Source organism: Bradyrhizobium sp. 521_C7_N1_3, from assembly GCF_052075975.1.
Lineage (GTDB): Bacteria > Pseudomonadota > Alphaproteobacteria > Rhizobiales > Xanthobacteraceae > Bradyrhizobium > Bradyrhizobium japonicum.
The window spans coordinates 4168395-4195054 of the sequence record NZ_CP197232.1 but is presented as its reverse complement, the minus strand read 5'-3'; the positions used below and the strand labels follow the sequence as shown (position 1 = coordinate 4195054).

Genomic DNA, 26660 nt, shown 5'->3' with positions numbered 1-26660 from the left:
AAGAATTCAGGGAGTGTTCGATGTTGTCTCTGGTACGATCGCTGATCCTGTGTCTCCTGCTCTTGCCCTGCGGCGCGGCAACCGCAGACGACTACCCCACCCGCCCGGTCACGATGATCGTGCCGTTCTCCGCCGGCGGCCCCGGCGACGTCATCGCGCGAATTCTCGGCAACGCCATGAGCGCGACGCTGAAGCAGTCCATCGTCATCGAGAATGTCGTCGGCGCCGGCGGCACACTCGGCACCAACCGCGTCGCCAAGGCCGCGCCTGATGGCTACACGCTGCTCCTGATGCATGTCGGCCAGGCCACTGCGCCCGCGCTCTACGCAAAACTGCCGTTCGATCCCGTCGGCGACTTCGCTATGATCGGGCTCGTCACGGACGTACCGATGATCCTGGTGGCCCGGCCGAATTTCCCGGCCAAGGATCTCGGCGAGATGATCGCGCGCATCCGGAGCGAAGGCGACAAGATGACTTTCGGCAATGTCGGTCTCGGCTCGGCCTCGCAGCTCTGCGGCCTGATGTTCATGAGCACCACCGATACGAAACTCTCGCAAATCTACTATAAGGGCGGCGGGCCCGCGCTGAACGACGTCATCGCCGGCCATATCGACGTCTATTGCGATCCCGCGACGGGACCGACGCCCTACATCCAGTCGAACACGATCAAGGGCTACGCGATCACCAGCAAGACGCGTGTGGCGACGCTGCCTGGCGTACCGACCTCGGCCGAGGCCGGCGTTCCCGAATTCGATGTGACGACCTGGTATGGCCTCTACGCGCCGCGCGGCACGCCAAAGCCCGTGATCGACCAACTCGTCGGCGCGCTCCAGACGGCGCTCAAAGACCCTGCTTTGATCAGCCGCTTTGCCGAGCTCAGCATGGCTCCGGTCGAGGCCGAGCGCGCGACGCCGGCTGCGCTCGAAGCCTTCTTGAAGGCCGAGATCGGCAAATGGCGACGGATCATCAAGGCAGCCGGAATCGAGCCGCAGTAGGCCCCGCCTGCCTCACTCGTCCAGAAGCTCCAGGAATTCCTCGATCCGGCCGAACGGGTCCGCGTGCCCGCGGGCGGCGCAGACGACGCGATCGCCGTCGCGCTGGAGCGATCGCGCTCTGGATTTCCGCAGCCGCCCGGGGAGGAAAGTGGCAGCAACGGCCTCGGGCCCGACATCGAGCCTGACGATGCCACGCCGCTTGCAATCGATCCGGAGCCTGGCGGCCGCAAAGAAATCGCGCGCCTCCGGCGGGAGCCTGCCGAAACGTCGCGAGGTCTCCTCCTCCAGGTCTTCCAGATCGTCGTCGCTCCGGCATCTGGCGGCGCGACCATAGATCTCGAGCCGCATTGCTTCCGATTGCACATAACCTTCTGGCAACATGTCGCCGACAGGCAGATTGAGATCGGGCACCCACAGAAAGGCGCCCGAGTCGTTCACTCTTTCCGAGGCGAGCTTCAGGAGATGACTGTAGAGCACCGGCCCGAACACCTGCACGTGCCCGGACTGCTGTTCGGAAAACAGATCGCCGGCGCCCCTGAGGTCCAGGTCGCGCTCGCTGATGGCAAAGCCGGCGCCGGGCTTGCTGAACTCCTCGAGGACGGCCAAACGCTTCTCGGACTGTTCCGAGGTCGACTCCGTCAGCAGATAGGCGAAGGCGCGCGTTCCGCCGCGTCCCACCCGCCCCCTGAGCTGATGGAGTTGTGCGAGGCCGAACTTTTCGGGCCAGCACACCACGATGGTATTCGCGCGCGGGATATCGAGACCGCTTTCCACGATGTTGGTCGCCAGAAGGACGTCCGCCTCGCCATCGACAAAACTCATCATGCGGTCGTCGAGGTCGTCGACGGGCATCTTGCCATGAAGGCAGACGATGCGGAGGTCTGGCGCCAATGATTGCACGCGCGCCAGCATCGGCTCCAGATCCTGGATGCGCGGGCAGATCAGAAAACTCTGTCCATGCCGACGCCGTTCGCGGAGCAATGCTCCGGCAATGGCCGCATCCGAAAGCGGAGCGATCTTGGTCACGATCGGAAGCCGGTGAACCGGCGGCGTCGCGATCACACTGAGATCCCGGAAGCCCGCAAGGCCAGCAGCGAGCGTGCGCGGAATGGGCGTCGCGCTCATCCAGAGCGTATGGGCATTCTTTGCCAGCCCTGAAAGCTTCGCCTTCTCCGCCGCTCCGAAGTGCTGCTCTTCGTCGATGATGACGAGGCCGAGATCGGCGAACTTCACATCCTTTGCAGAGAGCGCCTGCGTGCCGACAACGACTTTCAGCCTGCCGCTTCGCAGGCCCTCTTTGATCCCTCGCGTCTCCGGGCCGGAGGTCGCTCGCGACAGGCTTCCGACGTCGATACCGAGAGGACCGAAGCGCTTGCGGAAGGTTTCGACATGCTGCCGCGCCAGGACCGTGGTCGGCACCGCGATCGCCACCTGTTTCCCGGACAGCGCCACGGCGGCTGCCGCGCGCAACGCGACCTCGGTCTTTCCAAACCCGACGTCGCCGCACACCACCCTGTCCATGGGATGACCTGCCGCGAGATCATCGAGCACGTCCTGGATGGCCTTCGCCTGATCGACGGTCGGGAAATACGGAAAACGCGCAACGAACCTTTCATAGAGTGGCCCGGGTGCGACCAGCTTCGGCGCGCGGCGACGGTGGCGCTGGCTGATGTGCTTTGCGAGCGCCTTGGCGGCGACCTGAATCTCCGCCTCGGCCTCGGTCCGTCGCGCCCACCAGGTGCTTCCGTCCGCCTTGTCCCGTGCCAGCTTGCCGGGCTCGGCTGCATACGGCCAGATCAAGGCAAGATCGGCCGGCGGCACGAGAACGGCGTTGTCTCCCGCGAACGCAAGCCTGACCATCTCGCGCCGCGATCCCGTCCCCATAGCAAGGGTCTGCAAGCCGTCGAGCAGAGCGAGCCCGCGCTGCAAATGGACCACCGCCGCGCCGCGCTCCGGGACGTCGGGATGATCGAACGCTGCCGTCCAGGCTCTCGCCATAGGCTGCGGATGATGGGCTCTGCTGCCGAGTACGTCGGACGCAGTGACGATGACGAGAGGCTTGCGGCCGGCCCCGACGAAGCCGGCATCGAAGTCGGCCAGGAACGCCGTTTCGCGATCCCGTCCCTCCGTCGCCTCGCTCCAATCGGCGCAGCGCTCCGCCTTGATGCCGCTCATCCGCTCCATCGCGCGAAGGTCATCCTCGACGGCCGCGACGAACAGCACCCGCGAGCCCGCGCGTTGCATGTCGTCGATAAATGCGCGGAGGATTTTTCTCGGCGAAGAGGCCTTCGAGAAATCGGGCGTCGGCGTGAAGGCCGATTTTTGCGGAAGCACGCTGATGCGCTTCTTCAGCCGCTTCCAGTCCGCCCGTCCGAGATACTCGCGCTCCGCATCCCTGCGGCCGGCGGCCTCCTCGATGGTGCCCAGCCAGCTATCGGCATGGCCCAGCACGCCGGCATCCACGATCCACCGCGCGCGCGCGCAATAGTCCGGCAGCGTCGCCCGCTGTCCGCGCTTGCCTCCGAGCGCAATCTGTTCGGACATCGGATCGATCAGCAATTCCCTGGTCTCGTAGACGACCTCATGCTCGACCGGATCGACGGCAACGATCTTACGGATAACGCCGTCGGAATGTTCGATCCTGAAAGGACCGAGTGCGCCCGCGGGAAACACCTCGAACGTCTTGCCGTGGAACAAGACGCCGCCCGGATATTCCGCCTCTTCGTCGAGGTCGTAGCCGAGCGCTTCCAGACGGCGCTCCAGCTCGGCTTCCGAATAGGCCGCGCCCACTTTCAGGCTGAGGCTGGTCTTTGACCAGCTCGCCGGCAGCGGCAGCCGCTCCATGATGGCTTCTGCGGTCGACACTAGGAAGACCGGCTTCCTTGCCTTGGCAAGGCGCCGCAACACCGAGCTCCGCCTGCCCGCGATCTCGCGCGACGGCTCCAGACCATCGAATGGCAGATTGTTCAGTCGCGGGAACACCAGCACGTCGACCGAAGGGTCGAGCGCGTGGATCACGCCGCCCAGCCGCTCCGCCCTGTTCTCATTGTCGCAGAGGAAGACGAGGCCGTCGCGGCCGGACTTCTCCCACTGCTCGCGCAGATGCAGCGCCAGCATGCCAAGCGGCGATGAGGACGAGACCGCAGAACGCGACGAGCTCTTGCTCTTTGAGCTCTGGCTTTTCGAGCTCTTGCTTTTAGAGCTCTTGGCCTTTGTCTTTTTCGCGCCGGTCGCGGCCCGGGCTTTCCTGGTAGGCGCCAATTTGTATCCAATTTTGTTTCGCAAATGGAGGCGTGCGCCGACGAGCCCTCCCGTGAGCTCGATCGACAACGCACATCGGGCCTAGGCGCCCAATGACGTCATTACAATTTCGCGATTGCGTTGAAAAGCAGAGACGCAAGCCCAGTCGACCGGCCTGCACGCCAAAATAAGGCCTATTGCAGGACCTTCGGCAGCACCACGACCACGTCGACGCTCTGCCCGAGGATTTGCGTCGCGACCACGGCGAGGTGATGCGAGAATTCGTCTTCGATCTCGGACGCGCAGTCCTCGTCCCGCGCGATAGCGAACAGCAGATTGCCGTCGACTTCGTCGAATCGGATACCGGCAAAAAGACGATCAAACGTCTCGGCGCCAGCGATGGATGCGATTCGCGCCTGGATGGCCTGATCTTCGACGAGTGACAGCTTCATCATAGCGGGAACATGGGGGCGCACCTCCCAAATGCAAGAGCGGAAGCGTGCTGGCGCGGCCCACCGGGCGAACTATATTATTCGTGTCGTCCCGCCTGACCACCGTCCGCCCTTGAGGAAACTCTTGATTCTCTTCCTGCTGCTGGTGTTCGTGCCGATAGGACTGTCGGCCGGACGCTACTATCTGTTCGGCGACGGCCGGGGCAATTGGCAGACGGCGGATCGCTCGAGCGCCGGCTTGCTGCCGCCGGCATCCGCCAATCCGGACGCGCTGATCCGGGTCTTTGCCGCGCGCACGGTGCGGTGGCGCAGCATTTTCGCCGTCCACAGCTGGATCGTTGTCAAGGAGAAAGGTGCCAGCACCTACAGCCGATACGACTACACGGCGTGGGGCGACCCGATCCGCAGCAACGGATTTGCACCCGACGGCCGCTGGTTCGGCGCCATGCCCGAAACCGTCGTGGCGGTCGACGGCGCACGGGCCGAAGCGCTGATCCCGAAGATCCGCAACGTCGTCGAGACCTACAAGTTCCGCGCCTACGGCGATTACAGCGCATGGCCCGGACCGAATTCCAACACCTTCGTGCAGGCGGCGCTGGACGCCGTTCCCGAGCTTCGTGCCGTCCTTCCACCCACCGCGGTCGGCAAGGACTATCCGTACAGCGGACGCTGGGCCGGCATCACCCCTTCCGGCACCGGCGCCTACGCCTCGCTGTCGGGTTACCTCGGCATGACGATCGGCTGGGTCGAAGGGTTCGAGATCAATTTCTTCGGCGCGGTGCTGGGCATCGACATCCGGCGGCCGGCGCTCAAGCTCCCCGGCATCGGCCGCCTGGGCGTCGCCGCCGGCCTCTAGAGCGCCCGCCGGCGCCTCGCCAAGCAAAAAACTGAAAAACAACCCCATGCACAGTAGAACCGCCCCTGGCCGGTTGGTCGCGGTGGCGCGCCTTAAGTCGAGATGAGGCTTGGGTGAATTGCCTTGCGCGCGCAGAACGAGAGGCATCTCTCCTGCAACGCAGTTGAGCTGCTCGACGGGCCCGATTTCTTCAGAGCCATTTGACTCGTCGGGCAAAACACCGGCAAAATTGCATCGTGGCAATCAGGCCATGGATGCGCTCGACCAGGCCGACCATGGGTCCAGCAAGCCTCCTTGAATCCTAGCCCCCAAGTGCCGGAATATTTTCGCGAAAGATGATCTCGCTGCGCGGCGCCTCGATGCCGTGCATGGCGCTGCGGCCTGCGCGCAGATTGTCAAAGATGCCGACACAGCTCATCATCGTGTTGAGCTGATTTTGAGTGATGACGGCATCCATCGTCCCATCGAGCAGAAAGCTGCGCGTATCCGAGGTCAGACCATGACCAATGAAGACCACGTCGCGCGCCCGGTTCATTTCGTTCAGGGCGCGAGCGACACCATCGGCGGCGCCGCCGATGTTGTAGATTCCGGCAAGATCCGGATGCTGGCCCAGCAGCATGCGCGTCTGGCGATAGTTGCGGTCGGCGTCATCGTGGCCTTCGCGCAAACCCACCACCTTGATGGCCGGAAATAGTTCTTCGAAGACGTGCAGAAAGCCCATTTCGCGTTCTTCGTGCGCGCGGTAGCTGCGGCTGCCCGCGATCATCGCGACGTTGGCCGGACGCTCGCCCAGAAAGCGCGCGATCAGATAGCCGGCGGTGCGTCCGATCGAGCGATTGTCCAGTCCGATATAGGCCGCGCGGCGCGCGTTCAGGATGTCCGAGATCAGCGTCACCGTCGGCACGCCGTGCTCCGCAAGCCTATCGACGGCCTCCCGCACGACCGGATGCTCGAGCGCCATGAAAGCGATGCCGTCGGCCTTGTCGCGGGCCCGCCAGAGCTGGCGTGCCAGCAGGTCGGGATTGAAGCTCTTGATGGTGTCGACCTGACAATGGACGTTGAAGGGCGCGAGCCGGCCGTCGGAATGCGCGATCAGCTGCCCGAGCGTGGACAGGAAGCGGTTGGTGCCGTCCGGCAGCAGGAACAGCAGCCGCATCGGCTTGGGCCGCATCGCCGCCAGGAGGTTCTCGGCCGGCATGTAGTCGAGCTCGGACGCGGCGGCGAGCACCCGCTGCTGCGTAATCGCCCGCACACCGGGCCGACGATTCAGCACGCGGTCGACCGTCGCCGTGGAGACGCCGGCCCGGCGCGCCACGTCAACGATGCGGCTCAGCGAAGGAGCGAGCGGTTTGTCCATCTCAAGGTCCAAACGTCAAAGACATCAAAAACCATCATCTTTATCGTTTGACATGGTAGCTCTAAGTCGCAATTTTCGCATCAACATTGTCGCAGAAACATCAAATAACATCAAATCGCTGTTGGAGGAGAAGCCCATGTCCCTGACCCGTCGGCGCGCCCTGCAAGCCCTGTCCGCCCTCCCCGCCGCGGGCCTGATCGGCGGCCTCTCGCGCCCGGCCCGGGCGGCCGAGTTCTCGCTGAAATACGGCAACAACCTGCCGCTGACGCACCCCCTCAACATCCGCGCCCAGGAAGCCGCCGACCGCGTCGCCAAGGAGAGCAATGGCCGGGTCGAGATCGTGATCTTCCCGAACAACCAGCTCGGCGGCGACACCGACATGCTCGCCCAGGTGCGCAGCGGCGCGCTGAACTTCTTCACGCCCTCCGCGCTCGTGGTCGCGACCCTGGTGCCGGTCGCCGCGATCAACGCGGTCGGCTTTGCCTTTGCCGATTACGATCAGGTCTGGAAAGCGATGGACGGCGGGCTTGGCGCACATATCCGCGCCGCCATGGCCAAGGTCGGCCTCCATACGTTCGAGAAGATGTGGGACAACGGCTTCCGCCAGATCACCAGCGGCACCAAGCCGATCGAGAGCGCCAAGGACATGGACGGCCTCAAGATCCGCGTGCCCGTGTCTCCGCTCAGCATCTCCATGTTCAAGGCGCTGTCGTCCTCGCCGACCAGCCTGCAATTCAGCGAGGTCTATTCGTCGCTGCAGACCCGCATCGTCGACGCGCAGGAAAATCCGCTGCCGATCATCCAGGTGGCAAAGCTCTACGAGGTGCAGAAGTACTGCGCGATCAGCAATCACATCTGGGACGGCTTCTGGTTCATCGCCAACGCCCGCGCCTTCAACGCCCTTCCCGCCGATCTCAGGACCATCGTCAGCAACGCCATCAACGATGCCGGCTTGAAGCAGCGCGAGGACATCAAGACGTTCAATGCAACCGTGCAGGCCGATCTGCAGAGCAAGGGAATGAACTTCACCAAGCCTTCGCCGGACTCATTCCGCGCCAAACTGCGCGACGGCGGCTTCTACGGCGAATGGAAAGGCCGCTTCGGCGACGAAGTCTGGGCGCTGCTCGAAGGCGCCGTCGGCAAGCTGGCCTGAGCGCGATGACGATCGCAGAGCATCAGATGACGGACTATCTGGCGGCGGCCGGCCACCCTGCTTCCGCTGCGGGCACGCGCAAGTTTGCGAGCGCCTTTGGCACCGTCGACCGCTGGCTGGGTGCGGTGGTCGAGAGCGCCGCGGCCGCCGTCGTGCTGGTCGAGATCGGCATCATGCTCGCCGGCGTCATCATGCGATACGTCTTCCACAGCCCGCTGATCTGGTCGGACGAACTGGCCTCGATCCTGTTTCTCTGGCTCTCGATGCTGGGCGCGGTGATCGCGCTGCGCCGGGGCGAGCACATGCGCATGACAGGGCTCGTCAGCCATGTCGGCCCGGGCGCGCGCGCCTTTCTCGACACGATCGCCGCGGTGGCGCCGCTAGCCCTGCTGGCGCTGATCCTGCATCCCGCCTTCGATTATGCGAGCGAGGAACAGGTCATCGTCACCCCGGCGCTGGAGATCAGCAATGCCTGGCGCGCAGCCGCAATTCCAGTCGGGATGACCCTGATGGCCGTCGTCGCCGCGATCCGGCTCGCGACGCATCACCGCCCCGCGTTGATCGTCGCGGCCCTCATCACCATCGCCGTCCTGATCGCCGCATTCTGGCTTGCCGGACCGCTGCTCGCCCCGCTCGGACGCTACAACCTCATCATTTTCTTCGTCGGCGTGGTCGCGGCCAACGTGTTCGCCGGCGTACCGATCGCCTTCTCGTTCGCGCTCGCGACCTTCGGCTATCTGGCGCTGACAACCAGCGTACCGATGATGGTGATGGTCGGCCGTCTCGATGAAGGCATGTCGCACCTGATCCTGCTCGCGGTGCCGCTGTTCATTTTCCTCGGCGCGCTGATCGAGATGACCGGCATGGCGCGGGCCATGATCCAGTTCCTGGCAAGCCTGCTCGGACATGTCAGGGGCGGACTGTCCTACGTGCTGATCGGGGCCATGTATCTGGTCTCCGGCATCTCCGGCTCGAAGATCGCCGACATGGCCGCGATCGCGCCGGTGCTGCTGCCGGAAATGCAGCGGCGTGGCGCCAAGCCCGGCGATCTCGTCGCGCTGCTGTCGGCCACCGGCGCGCAGACCGAGACCATTCCGCCGAGCATCGTGCTGATCACCATCGGCTCCGTGACCGGTGTCTCGATCGCAGCGCTGTTCACGGGCGGGCTGCTGCCGGCCCTGGTCGTGGGCTCCGCGCTCTGCGTGGTGGTGTGGCGGCGCTACCGGCATGAGGATCTGAGCCACGTGCGGCGTGCCTCGAGGCGCGAGATCGCAAAGCTCACAATGGTCGCTCTGCCGGCCATCCTGCTGCCCTTCGTGATCCGCACTGCCGTGGTCGAAGGTGTTGCCACTGCCACGGAGGTCTCGACCATCGGCATCGCCTACGCCGTGCTGATGGGCCTTGTGGTCTACCGCCAGTTTCCCTGGCGGCGGCTGAAATCCATGCTGGTCGAGACGGCCTCGCTGACGGGCGCGATCATCTTCATCATCGGCTGCGCCACGGCGATGGCCTGGGGTCTGACGCAATCCGGCTTCTCGCAACAACTGGCGAAGGCGATGGCGGCGATCCCGGGCGGTTCCTACGGCTTCCTCGCGATCTCGATTGTGGCCTTCGTCGTGCTCGGCAGCGTGCTCGAAGGCATTCCGGCCATCGTGCTGTTCGGTCCCCTGCTGTTTCCGATCGCGAAGCAGGCCGGCGTGCACGAAGTGCATTATGCGATGGTCGTGATCCTCGCGATGGGCATCGGCCTGTTCGCGCCGCCGTTCGGCGTCGGCTATTACGGCGCCTGCGCGATCAGCAAGATATCGCCGGACGAAGGCCTCAAGCACATCTGGGGCTATGTCGCGGCGCTCTTCATCGGCCTCGCCGTCGTCGCGGCCGTGCCGTGGCTGTCGATCGGCTTCCTCAAATTCTGAAGACAATGGGAATCATGCAATGAGCCGTTTTTTTGGTGAGATCCGGCAAGCCGGCTACGTCGTCGACGACATCGAGAAGGCCATGGATTACTGGAGCCGCGAGCTCGGCATCGGGCCGTGGTTCTATAATCCGCGGGTGCCGATCGTGAACTACCACTATCGCGGCAAGGCCTATGAGCCGCACAATTCGGTGGCGCTGGCCAATTCCGGTCCGCTGCAGATGGAGCTGATCCAGATCCGCAACGATGCGCCGTCGATGTATGCCGACTTCCTGAAAGCCGGACATAAGGGTCTGCAGCACGTCGCCTACTGGACCGAAGACTACGACGCCGATCTCTCCCGTCTCGAAGCCGAGGGTTTCAAGCCGGTCATGAGCGGCGAAGTCGGCGCGCGCGGTCGTTTCGTCTATTTCGACACGGAGTATCATCCGGGAACGGTGATCGAACTGTCTGAGGTCTCGGGACCCAAAGGCAAGATGTTCGACCTCATCCGCGCTGCCGCCAAAGGCTGGGACGGGCGCGACCCCGTGCGGCCGTTCCCCGATCTTACCAAGCTCTAGATTGTCTGCGCTCCCGTGACGCAAAATCCCATTCGCATCGAAGCCGACTATCTGATCGAAACGCCTGAAGATCCGCGTCTTGCCGCGGAAACCATGGCGGGCGAGCAATCGAGCGGCACGTTCGTTGCGGTGCCCGGCGAAACGCCGGAGCTGAAAGCGCGTGCGGCCGCCCGAGTCGAAAGCATCGAGTTGCTTGATGCAATCGCCTCGCCGTCGCTCCCGGTCGCCCGCCCGATCAACCCCGATGGCCCCTGGAATCGCGCGCGCGTGACGTTGTCTTGGCCGCTCGACAATATCGGCGCGTCACTGCCCAATCTGGTCACGGCGATCGCCGGCAATCTCTGGGAGTTGCGCCAGCTGACCGGCCTGCGCCTGCTCGACCTGCGCCTGCCGCTCGCGTTTGCCGCCGCCTATCCCGGACCGAAGTTCGGCGTCGCCGGCACGCGCGAGCTCACCGGCGTCAGCGGCCGTCCTCTGATCGGCACCATCATCAAGCCGAGTGTCGGGCTGAGCCCGGCCGAAACGGCCTCTCTCGTCGCGACGCTGTGCGCGGCCGGCATCGACTTCATCAAGGACGACGAGCTGCAATCGGACGGCGCCTATTGTCCGTTCGACGCGCGCGTGCGCGCCGTGATGCGCGTCGTCAACGATCACGCTGATCGAACCGGCAAGAAGGTCATGATCGCCTTCAACCTCACCGGCGAGATCGACCAGATGCGCCGCCGGCACGATCTGGTGGTGGCCGAAGGCGGCACCTGCGTGATGGCGAGCATCAACTCGGTCGGGCTCACAGGCATGGTCGAGCTCGGCCGCCACACGCAGCTTCCCGTTCATGCGCATCGCAATGGCTGGGGCGCGTTGAACCGTCATCCCGCGCTCGGCTGGGATTACACGGCTTGGCACAAGATCTGGCGGCTGGCCGGCGCCGACCACATGCACGTCAACGGCATCGGCAACAAGTTCAGCGAGACCGATGACAGCGTGGTCACATCCGCAAAGGCGGCGCTGACGCCGATGTTCGCGCACAAGCCGTGCATCACGATGCCCGTGTTCTCCTCCGGCCAGACGCCGGCTCAGGCCGCGCCGACCTGGCGCGCACTCGGCTCGACGGATCTGATCTTCGCAGCAGGCGGCGGCATTCTCGCCCATCCCGACGGACCGGCCGCCGGCGTTGCCGATTTGCGCGCAGCATGGGACGCCGCGATGGCGAGTCCGCAGCCGTGAGCGGCGCGTCCGCCCTGCCCGACGGTCCACTCGTTGCCTTCTATGGCGACGATTACACCGGCTCGTCCGCGGCGATGGAGGCCCTCACCTTCGCGGGCCTGCCAACAATCCTGTTCCTGGAGACTCCGACGCGCGAACGTCTCGCGTCCGCCAGGCAGTTCCGCGGCATCGGCATTGCCGGCACGGCGCGCGCGAAGGATCCGGCCTGGATGGAGCAAAATCTTCCGCCGGCTTTCGCGGTGCTCGCAGGGATCGGCGCGCCGATCGCACACTACAAGGTGTGCTCGACGTTCGACTCCTCGCCGCAGATCGGCTCGATCGGGCGTGCGATCGACCTCGCGGTGCCGCTTCTCGGCGGCGCCTGGCATCCGCTCCTCGTGGGATCACCGGCGATGGGGCGCTATCAGATGTTCGGCCATCTGTTCGCGGCCGTGAACGGCGTCGGCCATCGTCTCGACCGGCACCCGACCATGTCGCGTCATCCGGTGACGCCGATGGACGAGTCCGATCTCGGCCGGCATCTTGCAAAACAGACGGCGCGATCGATCGGACTGATCGACTTCGTCACCATGGCCAATGGCGGCGCGGATCAAGCGCTCGCGCGCGCGAAGGCCGCCGGTACCGAAATCATCTCGCTCGACGTGCTCGACCAGGCATCGCTGATCGAAGCCGGCCGCCTGATCTGGGAACATCGCGGCGAGCGGCTCTTCGTCGCCGGCTCGCAAGGTGTCGAGCAGGCCCTGGTCGCCTATTGGCGGTCGACCGGCCTGATTCCCGACAGCAAGCCCGATCTGCGCCTTGCCGGCGTCGAGCACATCGCCTGCGTCTCCGGCTCCTGCTCGCCCGTCACCGCCACGCAGATCGCGCATGCCGCGGACAACGGCTTCGACGTCGAGCGGCTTGACGCGACGCGCGCCGTCGACGCGGCCGAATGGACCAGGGAGATCGGCCGCGCCGCCGAACGCGCGCTCACCGCACTCTCGTCGGGGCGTGATGCGCTCCTGATCACCGCAAGCGGCCCCGACGATCCCGCCATCGGCGCGCTCAACGCGGCGATCAAGGCGAGCGGCGCAACGGCGAGCGCCGTGAACGAGCGCATCGGCGCGGGGCTCGGCCAGGCGCTGGACTCCATTCTGGAAACGGTGCGGCTTCCTCGCGTCGTGGTCGCCGGCGGCGACACGTCCGGACATGCGCTGCAGGCGATGGGCATCTATGCGCTGACCGCGATCGCCCCTCTCGCGGAAGGCGCGCCACTCAACCGCGCGTCGTCGGATCGCGCGCATGCGAACATCGAGATCGCGCTCAAGGGCGGACAGGTCGGCGGGATCGATCTGTTCTGCCGGGCCAGAGACGGCGGTTAGCCGTCACCGCAAGGCGAGCGCGATCAGGCCGATATTGGCCGTGAACCGCGGCCTCAACGGGCCGGCGGGATCAGGGCGCGCAGGATGTCGGGCTTCCAGACCTGACGGGCGCTGTCAAAGGCCGCGAAATCATGGTCGAACTGCCAATAGGCCCAGGCCCAGCCGCGTCTGTCGGCGCTTCGCGCCACGAACGACAGGTATCTCTGGCGACTCTCGGATGGCGCCCGTTCGTATACCCCGAACTCGCCGAGATAAACCGGGCGCTTCTCTCTCTCCGACCACCGGCTGACCTTCTCGAAATCAGCGGCCGCCCTGGCTTCGTCGTCCAGACTGCCCCAATCCAGCGGCCCGATGCGCGCGAACGTCTCGGACCATGGCGCACCCTGATGCGTGAAGCGTATCGGCGCGTAATAATGAAAGGTGACGATGAGATTCCTGTCGTCGGCTGGGAGAGCCAGATCGTCGATGGGAATCTCGTCCGTGTTGAGAACGGCAGCAATGACCTGCCGCTCGACGTTGGTCCGGCGGATGATGCCGATACATTCGTTGAGGAGCGAATTCCAGCTGGCGGACGTCATCTGTCCCCCCGGCTCGTTCAAGACCTCGAAGACGAGCCTGGGATATCTTCCGGCGTAGCGCTCGGCGATCTGCCGCCAGAATGCCCTGAGCTTCTCGCCGCATTCGGAGACATCACGCTGACAGACATGCGTGTCGTGCTCGTCGAGGATGGGAACGAGGTTCCTGGCGAGGATTTCCTCGATGACGGCATCGAGCCTTCTCAGCACGACCTCATCCAGCATGTTCCCGCGATCCATGAACTTGAAGCCGAAGAAATTGATCCTGACGTGCGAGAATCCGGCCTTTTTGATCGCCGTCAGATTGTCCAGACGGAACGGCGCGTTCTGACCGCCCTCCCAGATTCCGTCATAACCGAGAATGTTGATCCCGCGTCCCAACCTTGCCGCATCACGCGGCACGAGCTGCCCGGCGGCATGGGCGTCGGAGCAAAGCGATACGACGACGAAGGCCGCAGCGGCGAGATTGAAGCTTCTCGACCAGCGAGCGCGGGGGGCGGTCATCTTGCTTCCATTCCGTAAGGGTTAGAAATCGGTCTCCGGCACCGGCCTGCACGTTGCAAGGAGGAACGCCACCAGGAGCACCGACGTGAACATGGTCGAGCGAAGGAACGTCGTCTCGGTGAAATTGGTCTGAAAGCTGAGGGCGACAAATCCGATGATGAGAGCACAGTGCGCCCGGTGGATCGATCGCGCGGAAATCAAATAGAGAACCTTGTTCGAGAACAGAAGAACACTCGCGGCGAAAAGCACGTAGCCCAGGAACCCCGTTTCCATCAGGATTGCGATATAGCCGCTATGATAGTTGTCGAGCACCCAACCGTGGTTCTGCTCGAAATAATCGTAGATCGACGGGATCGTCCAGAAGCCGTTGATTCCGAAGCCGAGCAGCGGCGCATCGTCGAAATGAGTGATCGCGTAGTGCCAGATGAAGGTCCGTTCGGTAAAATTGACGGTCGCATCGCCGATGTGGATGGCGTCGTATCCCGTCGCGTAGAAATAAACGATCAGGAGGCCGGCCAGAATGCACATGACGAACGGCAGGATCGCATAGAGCCTCATGCAGCCGACCGACCACATCGACGTCACGAGCAGTGCACAAGCCGCCAGGGCGACAGCACCGGCGCCGCGCGATTCCGACGCGAGGACGCAGGTCGACGCCAGCAGGAACGCGACGAGGAACGCCAGCCACCCCTGCCCCGTCATCTTCCGGTAGCAGGAGAAGAACATCAGATACGCGCCGACAAAGCCCAGCGTCTGCTTCGATTCATAGACGCCCTGCCACTGACCATTGTGCATCCAGCTATGATCTACCCCGATATCGGGCACGACGAGTGCGCAAAGCGCCGATGCAGCGACCAATATGAAGAGCCCGGAGGACGTCGCCTTCACGACATCGTCGATATCGATCCGCGTGATCATGCAGAACGCGCCAAACGTGGTCATTGCAAGAGCGGCGCTCTTCATGATGGCTGCGGCATTCAGGGTGGTCCACAACACCGAGGCGACCGCCAACGTGTAGAATGCGAGGAGCGCGATCAGATCGGGGTTGAACGCCAGCTGCAGGCGCGGGCGCACGAACGCGCTTGCGTAGATCAGGACGCTCCACATCAGCAGAGCGACCGCCTGTTGCAGATAGGTCAGTCCTGCCGGCAGTATCGCCGTATTGAATGTCCCCATCGACGCGACGACATTGACGGTGATCGATACGCAGATGACGAGCCTGGCGATCTTCTCGACGCCGGCACTGCGCGTCTTCCAGATCGCGCTCGTGAGTGCCTCGGAGTCTCTTTCGGTCTGCAGGATGGCCATGAGGTGACTTTCCCTTAAGCTTGGTTAATTATCTGCTACTGCGGGTTGATCTCCCGAGCCCCGGCACCACGAAATCTCGACACTTCGGGGATTGATAACGATACGGCCCCTGCTCGACGCGTTAATGCAAATCGCACCCCGCTGGTGCCTCGGCCGTCACGACCCTGCTATACAAGCGCGGGATCCGGCTCGATCGACTTCTCCGGGTCGTCTGGTTTCCGTGGTCACGCATGAATAAGCCGAGCAATACATTCGACATCGCCATCGAGCAGGCGTTCGACTTCCTGTCTCCGGAATACGCGGCGCTGTTCGACAGCTCTGCAGCGACCGCGTTTCAGCAACCGCTCTGGCTGGACAGCCTCTACGCCAGGCTCGCATCCCATGCAGGCGCGACGCCGCTGGTCGTCGTGGTCCGCCGCCGTACAACGGGGGCGCTGGCGATGGTGCTGCCCCTGCTCCGAATCCGCCGCGGCCCGATCCGCACCATCGAATTCGCCGATCTGCGCGTATCCGACTATCTGGCGCCGGTCTGCAGTCCCGAGGTGTTTTCCAGCCTGCTGGAGGACGAAGCGGCCTGCGCGGAGATCCGGCGCCTCGTCCGCCCGTTCGACCTGCTCCGCATGACCAAGCTGCCTGACGGACGGCTTCCGATCGAAAACCTCCTCGGCGCGCCACGCCGGGTCTCGATGGAGACGAACGCCTACGCGACCGTTCTCGTCGCCCCGTTCGAGCAATGGCGTGCCAGCGCGCTGGATCGCTCCTATCAGAAGGAGCTCGCCAAGAAATATCGTCAGCTCCAGAAGAAGGGAGCATTGAGCTTCTCGTGCTGCGGCGACAGCGCCTCGATCTCCGAAGCGATGGACGCGATGAAGCAATATCGCGGCCCGCGCTTTCAGGCCCAGGGCGACGGCGATCTGCTCCAGCGCCCCGAATATTACAGCTTCTATTCCGACGTGGCGGCCCGTGGTCTCGGCTCGTTCGTCCGGCTCTACGCCATGAAGATGGACGGCGGCGTGATCGCCGCCGTGCTCGGACTGTGCCATCGCGGCAGCTTCCTCGTCATCATGAGCGCCTTCGATATCGACGGGTACAAGAGCCAATCCCTGGGCTCTCTGATGTTCGAGCAAGTGGCGAGGGATTGCATCGAGCGCGGTGATCAGATGCTCGACTTCACGATCGGCGACGAGCCGTACAAGAAATTGTTCGGCGGCCAGCCTTCGCCGATGTGGATGGTCACGCAGGCCGGCAGCACCGCGGGCGCCATCAGCCTGTTCGCGCTGAAGCAGGCTCCCTGGCTCAAGCTGGCGGCCAAGCGGCTGTCCGATTTCAGGCTATCGCCAGCGCGCACGCCGACGCCCACGCGCTGACCGACGCGCAAGCGAGCAGGCGCAGAGCTCAGGCGCGGAGCGCACCGCGGACGCGTCCGAGCCAGCCCGGGCGCATCTGATCGACACGATGCGTGAGACTGCGCCGCAGGAAGTGCAACCGCCGCCGCATATCCCATTCGATATCGTTGCGGGACGTCAGGGCCTGACGGAAGCGCGCCATTTTCAGCGACCGCTGGTCTGCCGCGAGCTTGTCGGGATCGGAGTAGAATTGCGAGATCTTCTCCGTGCCCATGCCGGCGCTTGCGAGCCAGCGCGGCACATACTCCGTGCAAAGGCGATCGACGTCCACCAGCAGGCGGGCGACGCCCGTGCCGGCGGCGGGACAATTGGTCTGGAACGCATCACCAATGAGGACGATTCCGGGCTGAAGGTGTCCCTCCACCACGGTCAGATCCATCACCCAGTTCTGCACCTTGTCGGTCACGTGGAAATCGCCGAGGTACGGCCGCAGTCCCGGCAGCAGCCGCAGGACGGTCGCCTCCGGTTCGCGGCGCAGCTCGCGCATGATCGGATCGGTCGGGTCGCGGAACATGAACAGATTAGCCCGCATTCCGGATGGCACCGGGAACAGGCTGAGATAGTCGATGCCGTCAGCGGTGCGCTCGCCGTAACAGGTCAGCGCCTCGAAATCGAACGGCGTGCCATCGCGGCGCGCGATGGTGAAGCCGAACGACACCGAATGGCGCTCGGCCAGCACGCGCCGCTTGATGCCGAGCTTGTAGCCGAGCGCTCCCGCCATGCCTGTGGCAAGCACGACGAGCCGCGCGTCCAGGCGTCGTCCCGACGCGAGCTCGATATGCTGGACATCGTCGCTGGGGTTGATTGCGGTGACCTCGTCGACGATCAGATTGGACGGATCAGGCAGCTGGCGGCGCGCCATGGCGACGAGGCCGGCATAGGAAAACCCGTAAGCCTGGCCGATGCTGACATCGACGATCTTGCCTTCCCGGATATTGAGCACCCGGTCATACCGGCAGGCGACGTTCTCGAGCGCATGGAGGAAGCCCAGCTTGCGGAACATCTCGAGCTGCTGGCCACCGAGCTTCTCGACCCGGAATTCGTCCGGATGCACCGCGCGCTTGTCGACGAGTGCGACGCGATGCCCCGCCCGCGCGAGCACGGACGCGGCGAGCGATCCCGCAAGGCCGCCGCCGACGATCGCAATGTCTGCGACGATGGCCACAGTCGCAGCTGCAGCGCTAGGCTCGGTCACAGGTCTGTCCGTCGTCATGGTTTAGGGCTCCACGGTTAACGGTGGTTCCATGTGCAATTCTCTCGCCTGATGTCGTATCGCAGGGCCAAACGCGATCATTTCCGGCGATTGAGGTTAACGGGTCGCCGGACACATCCGTCCCGGCACGCGCCTTGCTCGGAACGACCTCGAAATACCGCGGTCTCGTCAGACCAAGGCGCCGAATTCGTTCCAGAGAGGCCATTCCAATGCTCGAACAGCCGCAGGCCGGCCGGCTTCGCCCCGCATCTTGCACCGGCACGACATCGCGCCGCTTTTCGAGCGAGCCGGTGCCCGCTCAATCTGGCACAGCAGAGACGCGGCTGTTCCGCGGCGAAGCAGCGGCGCACGACCTTCGTCGACCATGGCCGACGGGACCTGAAGACGGCGCATTAACACTCGCATTTTTCCGACATGCTAGGCTCCCGCCGTCCTTGCAACGCCCATCTTCGGGGAACACTCCGCATCTTCGATGATCGATTCCATTGTTCAATTTCTGCGGCGTGACGTCACGCGCGGTGTCGTCGGGACCATCCTCCTGAAGGTTGGCAGCGGCGCGCTCGCGTTTGCGTTGTTCTCGCTGGCAGCGCGAACGATGACGCCCGATGGATTCGGTATTTTTGCGACCTGGCTTTCGGTTGCCCAGATCGCCGCAGTCGTAGGACTGGTCGGTCAGGAAGCATTGCTGGTGCGATTCCTGAACGAGTATGAGGTCGGCGACAGGCCCGACCTCACCAAGGGGCTCCTGCTCTCCAGCTTCAGGATTTCCGCCGTCGCGATGCTGATCGCGATCGCCGCGGTTGCGCTGGTTGCGCATTTCAGAGGGGATTTGTGGCTGCTGATCCTCGCCGTCTCGGCCTACACCGCCGTGAGTGCCGGATTGATGCTCGGCAGCCAGATCGCGCGCTCGCTGGTCAGCATCATCATGGGCGAAGGCAACCGCGAGTTCTTCTGGCGGGTTTTCGTCGTGCTGTTTCTGCTCGCCATGCTGTTCGGGCATCGGCAGCTCGATCCCGCCGAGCTGATCGCCGCAATGACGATCGCGATGTCGGTGGGCCTCGTCGCGCAGATCATTGCGATCGTACGGGCGCTGCCAGATTTGCGCGCGACAGCAGCGAGTTCCGAAGCATCGCGCTGGCGATCGAGCGCGCTGCATTTCTGGCTTGCGTCCATCCTTGAAGTCGCGAACCAGTATTTCGACGTCATTCTGGTCTACTGGATGCTGGATCCGGCGACCGCCGGCATCTACTTCGCGGCATCACGCCTCGCCAACATCTTTGCCATGCTCTCCGCCGCGCTGTACTCGTTCGGCGCGCGCCGGCTTCCTTCGCTCTACTTCAGCAAAAATCACCGGGAATTCGAGCGGACGCTGCAGCTCATGGCGGAAGTGACCGCGCTTTGCGTGGTCGCGGGCCTCGCCATGATCTGGATCGGCGGCCCCTATCTCCTCAACCTGTTCGGGCCTCATTTCACCCAGCAGCACTCGGTGCTGATCGTGCTCGCGATCGGAACAGCCATCCAGGCCGCGGGCGGCCCGTCGGCGGCGATCCTGCAATTGACCGGCCATGAACGCATCTACGTCCCCGTCGTCGCCGCAAATGTCGCATTGAGACTGGTCGGATTCCTCGTCCTGATCCCCTGGCTCGGCGTGCTTGGCGCGGCAATTGCGGCCACCGTGTCGCTGGCGCTCACGACCATCGCGCTCAATATCTTGTGCCGCCGGCGAACCGGAGTCGATCCTTCGGTTCTCGTGCTGTTGCGCTTCTCGGCGTTGCGACGCGGCCGCTATGCGGTTCGCGGCGCCGACTCCGCGGAATAGGCCTCAACCGTACATCGGCCTGGTCGATCCGCGACGGCGCGCGCAGGTCCCGTTGGTTAACGCGCTCGCTGCGCACCATCCGGGAATCGGCAGAATTCCCGCGAGAACGCGGCAATCGGCGGCTCGCGCATTAACTCCGTTTGTTGCTAGTCGGTGTCTGCCCGATGCCTGCATGATAGGTACGGGGTTAAGAAGGTGAAGATTTCGTTTCTTTAGCGGTCGGGATCCGTGCTCCACTACCAGCCGAACAAGGAATTGGGCGAAACGACCGCGACAGAACTCGCGCGGCTGAACGGCAGCGAACGAAAGCTGCACGTCCTTCTCGTACAGACCCAGGCCGAGAACGCGGGCGCGCAGGAGATCTCCAGGCTTCTCGGCGCCGGGCTCTCCGCGCGCGGCCATCGCGTCTCCAACCTGTTTTTCTTCCGCAAATCGGATTCGTTCGACGAGCCGCCCGAGACGTTCTATTGCGCATCGAGCCGGCCGGGCAATCCGGTTGCGCTGCTGCGGATGCTGTGGACGCTTGGCGGTCATATCAGAGCCACGCGGCCCGACGCCGTCCTGACCTTCCAGCATTTCGGCAACGTCATCGGCGCGGGCCTAACGCGCCTCGTCAGCCGCGCCCCTGTCGTCGCCAATCAGGTTTCATCCGCGCTGTCGATGAGCTGGCCGATCCGTACGGCCGACATCGTCATGGGCAGCGCTGGCTTCTTCGACCGCATCACGCTGAACTCGAAGGACATGGAGCGCGAGTATTCGCGCTACCCGCAGGCCTACCGGTCGCGCATGGTGCATGTCCCGCACGGCTTCGAGGACAAGGCCCTCATCCTGCCGAAGAGCGCCGCCCGACAGAAATTCAACCTGCCGCCGGACCGCGTCCTGCTCGGCTGCGCGGCGAGGCTGCATCCGCACAAGCGGCTCGATGCGGCGATACGCCTCCTGCCGGACGAGCCGTCGTGGCACCTTGCACTCGCCGGCCAGGGCGCCGACGAAGCGCGACTGCGGCAGCTCGCGGACGAGCTGAACGTCTCGAACCGATTGCATCTGCTCGGCGAAATCGCGCCACGTCAGATCGCGGATTTTCTCGCCTGTCTCGACATATTCGTGTTTCCGACGCAGGCCGAGACCTTCGGCCTCGCCGCCGTCGAGGCCGCCAACGCCGGCGTTCCCTCGGTCGTCACGGATCTCCCCGTGCTGCGCGAGGTGCTGTCCTTCGAAGGAAAGCCCACGGCCCTCTTTGTCGATGCTTCAGATCAAGCGAAGCTGTCGGCTGCCGTCTCCAGACTCCTGACCGACCAAGCACTGAGCGACGAACTGCAACAAAACGCCAAAGGCCTGAGGTTGCGCTATTCGGTCGATGCGATGGTTGAGGAATACGTTCAAATCCTCAACCAGCTCATCTGAGCCGATGCGCTGGAATAGGTTGGCTCGACATGATCATCGAGTTTCGCTGCGAACGTGACCATGCGCGGCGGTGGATGCACCGCCAGACGCTGTCGATCGACGGCCGGGACGTTCCGGTTCAAATCGCGTGGACGGCGACGGCGGAATCGCGGCCTGCAGGTCTCGACGCGCTGTTCGGACTGGAGCGCCTGGTGCTGCACAAAGGCAGGCACGGCGGCGCCGACCGACTGACGATCAATCCGGAATCGACGCACACCGGGACCGCCGACGTGATCGTCGATTTCACTGGTGCTCCGCGCGATCCGAACAGCCCTGCCCGGCTCTACCTCCGCCCGTTGTTCAATGGCACCGCAGGCGAGAACGCTGCGCTCGCCGCCATTCTCGCCGGCGACCTGCCGGTCATCGAGATCGTCAACGAGGTCGACGGTGCGGTGCTCGATCGCGGCCATCCCTCCGCAGAGATCGCAGCCGGTTTAAGCGGTGGGCTCGAAACGGTCATGGCGCGAACCCTGACCATGGTGGCGGCCATCCTCTCGGGACGGCCGCGTATCGTGCCGCAGCTGGCACGCACGGCCCGAGCCGGTAACGGCCGGCGGCCGGCGGACTATGTCGTGCGCGGCCTCGCTGTATCGATCGCCAAGGAGATCTACCGCCTCTGCTGCTATGCCCCGCATTGGCATGTCGGATGGCGTTTCAATGACGGCGCCGGCGTCTGGCACCATGGGGATCTCTCCGGGCCCAAATGGAACGTTCTGGGCGATCCCGGAAATCACTTCTACGCCGATCCCTTCCCGATCACATGGAAGGGACGAACATTCGTGTTCTTCGAGGACCTCGATCACCGGGTCGGAAAAGGCATCATCTCGGCGATCGAGTTCGGCGATACCGGACCGGTCGGAGAGGTCGTGCCTGTGCTCGAGGAGGCCTGGCACCTCTCCTATCCGTTCCTGATCGAGGACGACGGCGAGCTGTGGATGATCCCGGAGAGCTCGCTCAACGGCGAGGTCGCTCTCTACAAATGCGTCCGGTTTCCCGACAAATGGGAGCGGCATGCGACGCTGCTGTCAGGCCTTGAACTCGCCGATGCCACGATCACGCAGCACAACGGGCTCAACTATCTGTTCGGGGCCTGGCGCGACGGCGCCGGCGGCTATTCGGATTCGCTGGCGATCTACTATGCTGAGCACCTGCTCGGCCCCTGGTTGCCCCACGCCAGCAACCCGGTCCTGATCGATCGCGCAAGTACGCGACCCGCGGGGAATTTCGTCACCATCGATGGCAAATTGTGGCGGCCGGTGCAGGATTGCGCCGACGGATATGGCGCCGCGCTCGGCCTCGCGGAAGTGGTAGAACTGTCTCCGACGACGTTCAGGCAGGTCGTACGCCATTCCCTCAGACCCGGACCGGCATGGCCCGGCAGAAAGCTGCACACGCTGAACCGCTGCGGTCGGCTCGAGGTGATCGACGGATCGCGTGTTCAACCCAAGACCCGCGCTTTCGCAAGCAAATTTCCATCGGTCGTCTTGTCGCCGCGAACCAGTCCCCACACCGCCTGCTAGCGCGTGGCGCGACGGACGGCGTGGATCACAACGCCGCCCGTCATCTCGTGCTTCGACCGCTCCCGCGGGGGGCGGCGTTCTACTGAGAACGATCCGAGGTCCAGCCCTTGTACTCGGCGACGTTGTCGCGTGTCACGAGCTTCGAGGGCAGGAGCTCGACGGTCGAGGCCGGCTTCTGGCCATTGAGAATGCCAACGCCCACCTGCACCGCGCGCCGTGCCATGAAGAACGGGTCCTGCGAAGCGGACGCCTGGATCTGCGGTGCCGCCGGGTCCTTCAGCGCGGCCTCGATGTCGGGCGCGCCATCGACCGCGGTGATGACAATGCCGCTGCGGCTTTGCTGGCGCGCCGCGAGATCGGTGCCGATCGCCTGCGGATCGTTGATGGCGAAGATGGCGTCGATCTTGGAGAAGCGCGTCAGATAGCCCTGCGCGACGGTGAGACCGCCTTCACGCGAGCCTTTGCCGTCCTGGTCGCTGGACAACACCTTGATCCCGGGATTCTTCGAGAGAACGTTCTTGCAGCCGACGACGCGGTCGATCACGGCCGAGACCTGCGGCCCGTTCTCGATGATGACGTCGCCCTTGCCCCCTAGCTTGTCGACGATGTACTGGCACGAGATCTCGCCGGCCTGCACGTTGTTCGTGGTTATGGTGGCGTCGGCGCCTTCGGCCGCGGTGTCGACAGCGACGACCACGATGCCCGCCGCCTGCGCCTTCTTGATCGCCGGCCCGATCGCCTTGGGATCGCCGGGGTTCAACAGGATCAGGTCGACGCCGGCGGCAATGAAATTGTCGATCTGGGTGACCTGCTTGCCGAGGTCGTATTCGAAGCCGACCGTCGTGATCTTCACATTGGGGTTGGTCTTCCTGGCCTCGAACTCGGCGCCCTTCGACAGCGCGACGAAGAACGGATTGCCCATCGAACCCAGCGAGACGCCAATCGACTTGAGTTCCTTGGCGAAGGATGGCGCGGTGCTTAGGGCAAGCGCCATCGCGGCGCCGGCGAGCGTGATCGTCTTCAACATTGGCTTCCTCCCTGGTCTGTATTCTTATCCGGCACGGCAGACCAGTTGCCGCAGCGGAACCTCGCATCACACCTCGCGCACTCAGGTGCGCGCCGAACCCTCTCAGGTTCTGGCGGAGCCTTGCAGCCGGTAACGGTCCAGCGCCACGGCGCCGATGATCACCAGGCCTTTGATCACGTACTGCCAGATGTCCGAGACGCCGACGAGGATCAGGCCGTTCGACAGGACGGCGATGATCAGCGCGCCGACCAGCGTGCCCCAGATCGAGCCGATGCCGCCGACGAACGAGGTGCCGCCCAGGATCACGGCGGTGATCGCATCGAGCTCGTAGGACTGACCGAGCTGGAGACCGTTGGCCGCATAGAGCCGCGCCGCCTGCATGGCGCCGCCGAGCCCGGCGAAGAGTCCCGAGACGCCGTAGACGAAGATCAGCACGGCCCAGACCTTGATGCCGGCAAGCCGCGCCGCGCTTTCATTGCCGCCCACCGCATAGATGTGCACGCCGAGCACCGTCCGCCGCAGCACCAGCCACGAGACGAGGATGACGAGCAAGGCGATCACCGAGAGCCACGGGATCGACGCGACGCCGGGAACGAGCGTCAGCGAGCCGTTGCCGATGAAGGCATAGGGAATCGAAGGATTGAAGACGGTGGTGTCGGCCCCGAGCAGTCGCGCCAGGCCGCGTACGGCGGTGAGAGAGCCGAGCGTGACGATGAAAGGCGGCAGGCGCAGGAGTGCAATCAGCGCGCCGTTGATGACGCCGAAGCCGAGGCCCGTGAGCAGCGCGGCCGGCAGCCACAGCATCCCGAGCTCCGGCAGCTTGGAGAGCGTCAACCCGGCCATCGCGGACGCCGCCAGGATCGAGCCGACCGAGAGGTCGATGCCGCCCGTGAGGATGACGAAGGTCATCCCTGCGGCGAGCACGGTGTTCACCGCGGCCTGCTGCAACACGATGCCGAGATTTTGTCCGGTGAAGAAGCGGCCCTCCGACAGAAAATGGAAGCCGCCGCACAGGATCAACAACACCGGCAGCATGCCGGCGGCGCGGATCAGAAGCCGTATGCGCTGACGCTTCGTCTCCTGCGCGGCCGCGAGGCCCGTGGCGGCGGCGGTGTCCGTCTTTGGAGAGCCGTCATGCATCGAGTTGCTCCATCCCCGTGGCGAGCGCCATGATGTCTTCCTGGTTCAGGGGCGACGTCGCGCCACGCTCGATTTCACCGGCGATATGCCCCGCCCGCATGACGACGACGCGGTCGCAGATGCCGATGATCTCGGGCAGATCGGACGAGATGACGAGGATCGCGGTGCCGGATTTGGCAAGATTGTCGATGATCGAATAGATCTCGGACTTGGCGCCGACATCCACGCCGCGCGTCGGCTCATCGAGGATCAGGACCTTTGGCGTGGTGGCGAGCAGGCGCGACAGCAGCACCTTCTGCTGGTTGCCGCCGGACAATGCGCCGACGGTGACGTTGATGTCGGCGGCCCGAATGCCGAGCGCCGCGAACGCTCTGTTGGCGCGGTCGCGGGCCTTGTCGCGATCGAGGATGTAACCGATCCGGGCATCCCGGCCGAGCACCGCGAGGTTGATGTTGTCCAGGCATGACATGTCCAGGAACAGGCCGAGCGCCTTGCGGTCCTCGGTCAGATAGGCGACGCCGATGTCGAGCGCCTCACCCGGCGTGCGGATGTCGACCGGGTGTCCTTCCAGTTCGACACGGCCGGAGGTCCGGGGCGCCGCGCCGATGATGAGATGCGCAAGCTCGGTGCGACCCGCGCCGATCAGGCCGGCGAGGCCGACCACCTCGCCCGCATGCACGGTCAGCGAGCCCCCCTTGACGCGCCGGCCATCGGCCATGTCGATCGCTGCGAGCACGGGATGCCCCCGCCCCGCCTCCGGATCGTGATCCTTCTTGTAGAACGAGGAGACGTCCCGCCCGACCATCAGCCGAACGATGGTGTCGGCGCGGATGTCCTGCTTGTCGAGCGCCCCGACGAGCCGGCCGTCGCGCAGCACGGTGACGCGGTCGCCGAGCGCGTAGACCTCGTCCATGCGATGCGAGATGTAGATGATGGCAAGCCCCTCGGCGCGAAGCTGGCGGATCAGCGCGAACAGCCGCGCGCTTTCGCCGGCCGACAACGCCGTGGTCGGCTCATCCATGATCAGGATTTTTGATCTGACGTGCAGCGCACGCGCGATCTCGACCAGTTGCCGCTGGCCCATGGGAAGGTGTGCCACCAGCGTCGACGGCAGGAAGTCCGCGCCCAGCCGTTTCAGGATGGGGCCGACGCCCTCGCGCATGGCGCCGCGTGCCAGCAAGCCTGCTCGCGATAGCTCCCGGCCGAGATAGATATTCTCGGCAACACTGAGATTGGGAGCCAACGACAGCTCCTGGTAGATGATGGAGATGCCCGCCGCGCGGCCGCCGAGCGGACCTTCGATCCGTACCGGACTTCCTTCGATGCGGATCTCGCCGCCGGGATCGGGCCTGTAGGCGCCGGACAAGATCTTCATCAGCGTCGACTTTCCGGCGCCGTTCTCACCCATCAGGGCATGAATTTCGCCGGCATAGACGGTGAGATCGACGGAACGCAGCGCCTTGATGCCAAAGAAGGATTTTGAGACCCCACGCATCTCCAGGATCGGATCGTTCATCGTGCCTCCCGACGCACAATGCGTTTCCTACCCGCGTCTCAATGATTTTGTCAGCGCGGTTCACGCATTAAACAAA

At 64.4% G+C, this 26660-nt stretch carries 20 protein-coding genes; 11 read left to right on the top strand and 9 right to left on the bottom strand.

Annotated features, from left to right (window positions below):
• Positions 1 to 20: 20 nt before the first annotated feature.
• The gene (locus AB7008_RS19185) at positions 21 to 995 is read left to right on the top strand and encodes a tripartite tricarboxylate transporter substrate-binding protein (RefSeq protein ID WP_304493628.1); all 975 of its coding nucleotides are present in this window, start codon (positions 21 to 23) and stop codon (positions 993 to 995) included.
• 12 nt (positions 996 to 1007) lie between these two features.
• On the opposite strand, the gene AB7008_RS19180 is transcribed toward AB7008_RS19185, so the two are convergent.
• Positions 1008 to 4112: a DEAD/DEAH box helicase gene (locus AB7008_RS19180; RefSeq protein WP_304493627.1), complete on the bottom strand. Its 3105-nt coding sequence runs from the start codon at positions 4110 to 4112 to the stop codon at positions 1008 to 1010.
• 317 nt (positions 4113 to 4429) lie between these two features.
• Complete coding sequence (locus AB7008_RS19175) at positions 4430 to 4690, bottom strand: hypothetical protein (protein WP_248882345.1); 261 nt, start codon at positions 4688 to 4690, stop codon at positions 4430 to 4432.
• A gap of 121 nt (positions 4691 to 4811) precedes the next feature.
• Here AB7008_RS19175 and AB7008_RS19170 point away from each other — a divergent pair, with 121 nt between their 5' ends.
• Positions 4812 to 5543 carry a DUF3750 domain-containing protein gene (locus AB7008_RS19170; protein WP_028155739.1) on the top strand — a complete coding sequence of 244 codons (732 nt, stop codon included), beginning with the start codon at positions 4812 to 4814 and terminating at the stop codon, positions 5541 to 5543.
• A gap of 301 nt (positions 5544 to 5844) precedes the next feature.
• Here the strand turns inward: AB7008_RS19170 and AB7008_RS19165 are convergent, their stop codons facing one another.
• Complete coding sequence (locus tag AB7008_RS19165; RefSeq protein ID WP_304493626.1) at positions 5845 to 6900, bottom strand: LacI family DNA-binding transcriptional regulator; 1056 nt, start codon at positions 6898 to 6900, stop codon at positions 5845 to 5847.
• A 136-nt stretch (positions 6901 to 7036) separates the two neighbouring features.
• On the opposite strand from AB7008_RS19165, the gene AB7008_RS19160 reads away from it, so the two are divergent.
• Genes AB7008_RS19160 through AB7008_RS19140 form a run of 5 tightly spaced genes read left to right on the top strand, consistent with a single transcriptional unit; the run spans position 7037 to position 13113 of the window.
• Positions 7037 to 8053 carry a TRAP transporter substrate-binding protein gene (locus AB7008_RS19160; RefSeq protein WP_028155737.1) on the top strand — a complete coding sequence of 339 codons (1017 nt, stop codon included), beginning with the start codon at positions 7037 to 7039 and terminating at the stop codon, positions 8051 to 8053.
• A gap of 5 nt (positions 8054 to 8058) precedes the next feature.
• Positions 8059 to 9969, top strand: coding sequence for a TRAP transporter large permease (locus AB7008_RS19155; RefSeq protein WP_439711420.1), 1911 nt, complete (start codon positions 8059 to 8061; stop codon positions 9967 to 9969).
• 19 nt (positions 9970 to 9988) lie between these two features.
• Positions 9989 to 10528, top strand: coding sequence for a VOC family protein (locus AB7008_RS19150; RefSeq protein WP_014496479.1), 540 nt, complete (start codon positions 9989 to 9991; stop codon positions 10526 to 10528).
• A 15-nt stretch (positions 10529 to 10543) separates the two neighbouring features.
• Positions 10544 to 11752 carry a ribulose-bisphosphate carboxylase large subunit family protein gene (locus tag AB7008_RS19145; RefSeq protein WP_304493625.1) on the top strand — a complete coding sequence of 403 codons (1209 nt, stop codon included), beginning with the start codon at positions 10544 to 10546 and terminating at the stop codon, positions 11750 to 11752.
• Positions 11749 to 13113: a four-carbon acid sugar kinase family protein gene (locus AB7008_RS19140; protein WP_304493624.1), complete on the top strand. Its 1365-nt coding sequence runs from the start codon at positions 11749 to 11751 to the stop codon at positions 13111 to 13113. The genes AB7008_RS19145 and AB7008_RS19140 overlap by 4 nt, the downstream gene beginning before the upstream one ends.
• Positions 13114 to 13166: 53 nt before the next feature.
• On the opposite strand, the gene AB7008_RS19135 is transcribed toward AB7008_RS19140, so the two are convergent.
• Positions 13167 to 14192, bottom strand: coding sequence for a glycoside hydrolase family 5 protein (locus AB7008_RS19135; RefSeq protein ID WP_304493623.1), 1026 nt, complete (start codon positions 14190 to 14192; stop codon positions 13167 to 13169).
• Between the two features lie 21 nt (positions 14193 to 14213).
• Positions 14214 to 15500: an O-antigen ligase family protein gene (locus tag AB7008_RS19130; RefSeq protein WP_304493622.1), complete on the bottom strand. Its 1287-nt coding sequence runs from the start codon at positions 15498 to 15500 to the stop codon at positions 14214 to 14216.
• A gap of 230 nt (positions 15501 to 15730) precedes the next feature.
• Here AB7008_RS19130 and AB7008_RS19125 point away from each other — a divergent pair, with 230 nt between their 5' ends.
• Positions 15731 to 16867 (top strand): GNAT family N-acetyltransferase, encoded by a 1137-nt coding sequence (locus AB7008_RS19125; RefSeq protein WP_304493621.1) that lies wholly within the window; start codon positions 15731 to 15733, stop codon positions 16865 to 16867.
• A 28-nt stretch (positions 16868 to 16895) separates the two neighbouring features.
• On the opposite strand, the gene AB7008_RS19120 is transcribed toward AB7008_RS19125, so the two are convergent.
• Positions 16896 to 18119: an FAD-dependent oxidoreductase gene (locus tag AB7008_RS19120; protein ID WP_441259297.1), complete on the bottom strand. Its 1224-nt coding sequence runs from the start codon at positions 18117 to 18119 to the stop codon at positions 16896 to 16898.
• Positions 18120 to 18591: 472 nt separating this feature from the next.
• On the opposite strand from AB7008_RS19120, the gene AB7008_RS19115 reads away from it, so the two are divergent.
• From AB7008_RS19115 to AB7008_RS19105, 3 genes are all read left to right on the top strand, one after another.
• Positions 18592 to 19938, top strand: a complete 1347-nt coding sequence (locus tag AB7008_RS19115; RefSeq protein ID WP_441259296.1) for a lipopolysaccharide biosynthesis protein — start codon at positions 18592 to 18594, stop codon at positions 19936 to 19938.
• Positions 19939 to 20166: 228 nt separating this feature from the next.
• Entirely contained in the window at positions 20167 to 21342 is a 1176-nt protein-coding gene (locus AB7008_RS19110) for a glycosyltransferase family 4 protein (RefSeq protein WP_441259295.1), read from the top strand.
• A 29-nt stretch (positions 21343 to 21371) separates the two neighbouring features.
• Positions 21372 to 22901, top strand: a complete 1530-nt coding sequence (locus AB7008_RS19105; protein WP_441259294.1) for a glucosamine inositolphosphorylceramide transferase family protein — start codon at positions 21372 to 21374, stop codon at positions 22899 to 22901.
• 79 nt (positions 22902 to 22980) lie between these two features.
• On the opposite strand, the gene AB7008_RS19100 is transcribed toward AB7008_RS19105, so the two are convergent.
• The 3 genes from AB7008_RS19100 to AB7008_RS19090 form a co-directional block, all read right to left on the bottom strand.
• Entirely contained in the window at positions 22981 to 23928 is a 948-nt protein-coding gene (locus AB7008_RS19100; protein WP_028155726.1) for an ABC transporter substrate-binding protein, read from the bottom strand.
• Between the two features lie 102 nt (positions 23929 to 24030).
• On the bottom strand, positions 24031 to 25068 hold the full coding sequence (locus AB7008_RS19095) for an ABC transporter permease subunit (RefSeq protein ID WP_014496491.1): 1038 nt from the start codon (positions 25066 to 25068) through the stop codon (positions 24031 to 24033).
• Positions 25061 to 26584 (bottom strand): sugar ABC transporter ATP-binding protein, encoded by a 1524-nt coding sequence (locus AB7008_RS19090; protein WP_441259293.1) that lies wholly within the window; start codon positions 26582 to 26584, stop codon positions 25061 to 25063. Before AB7008_RS19090 ends, AB7008_RS19095 begins: the two co-directional genes overlap by 8 nt.
• Positions 26585 to 26660: the final 76 nt, after the last annotated feature.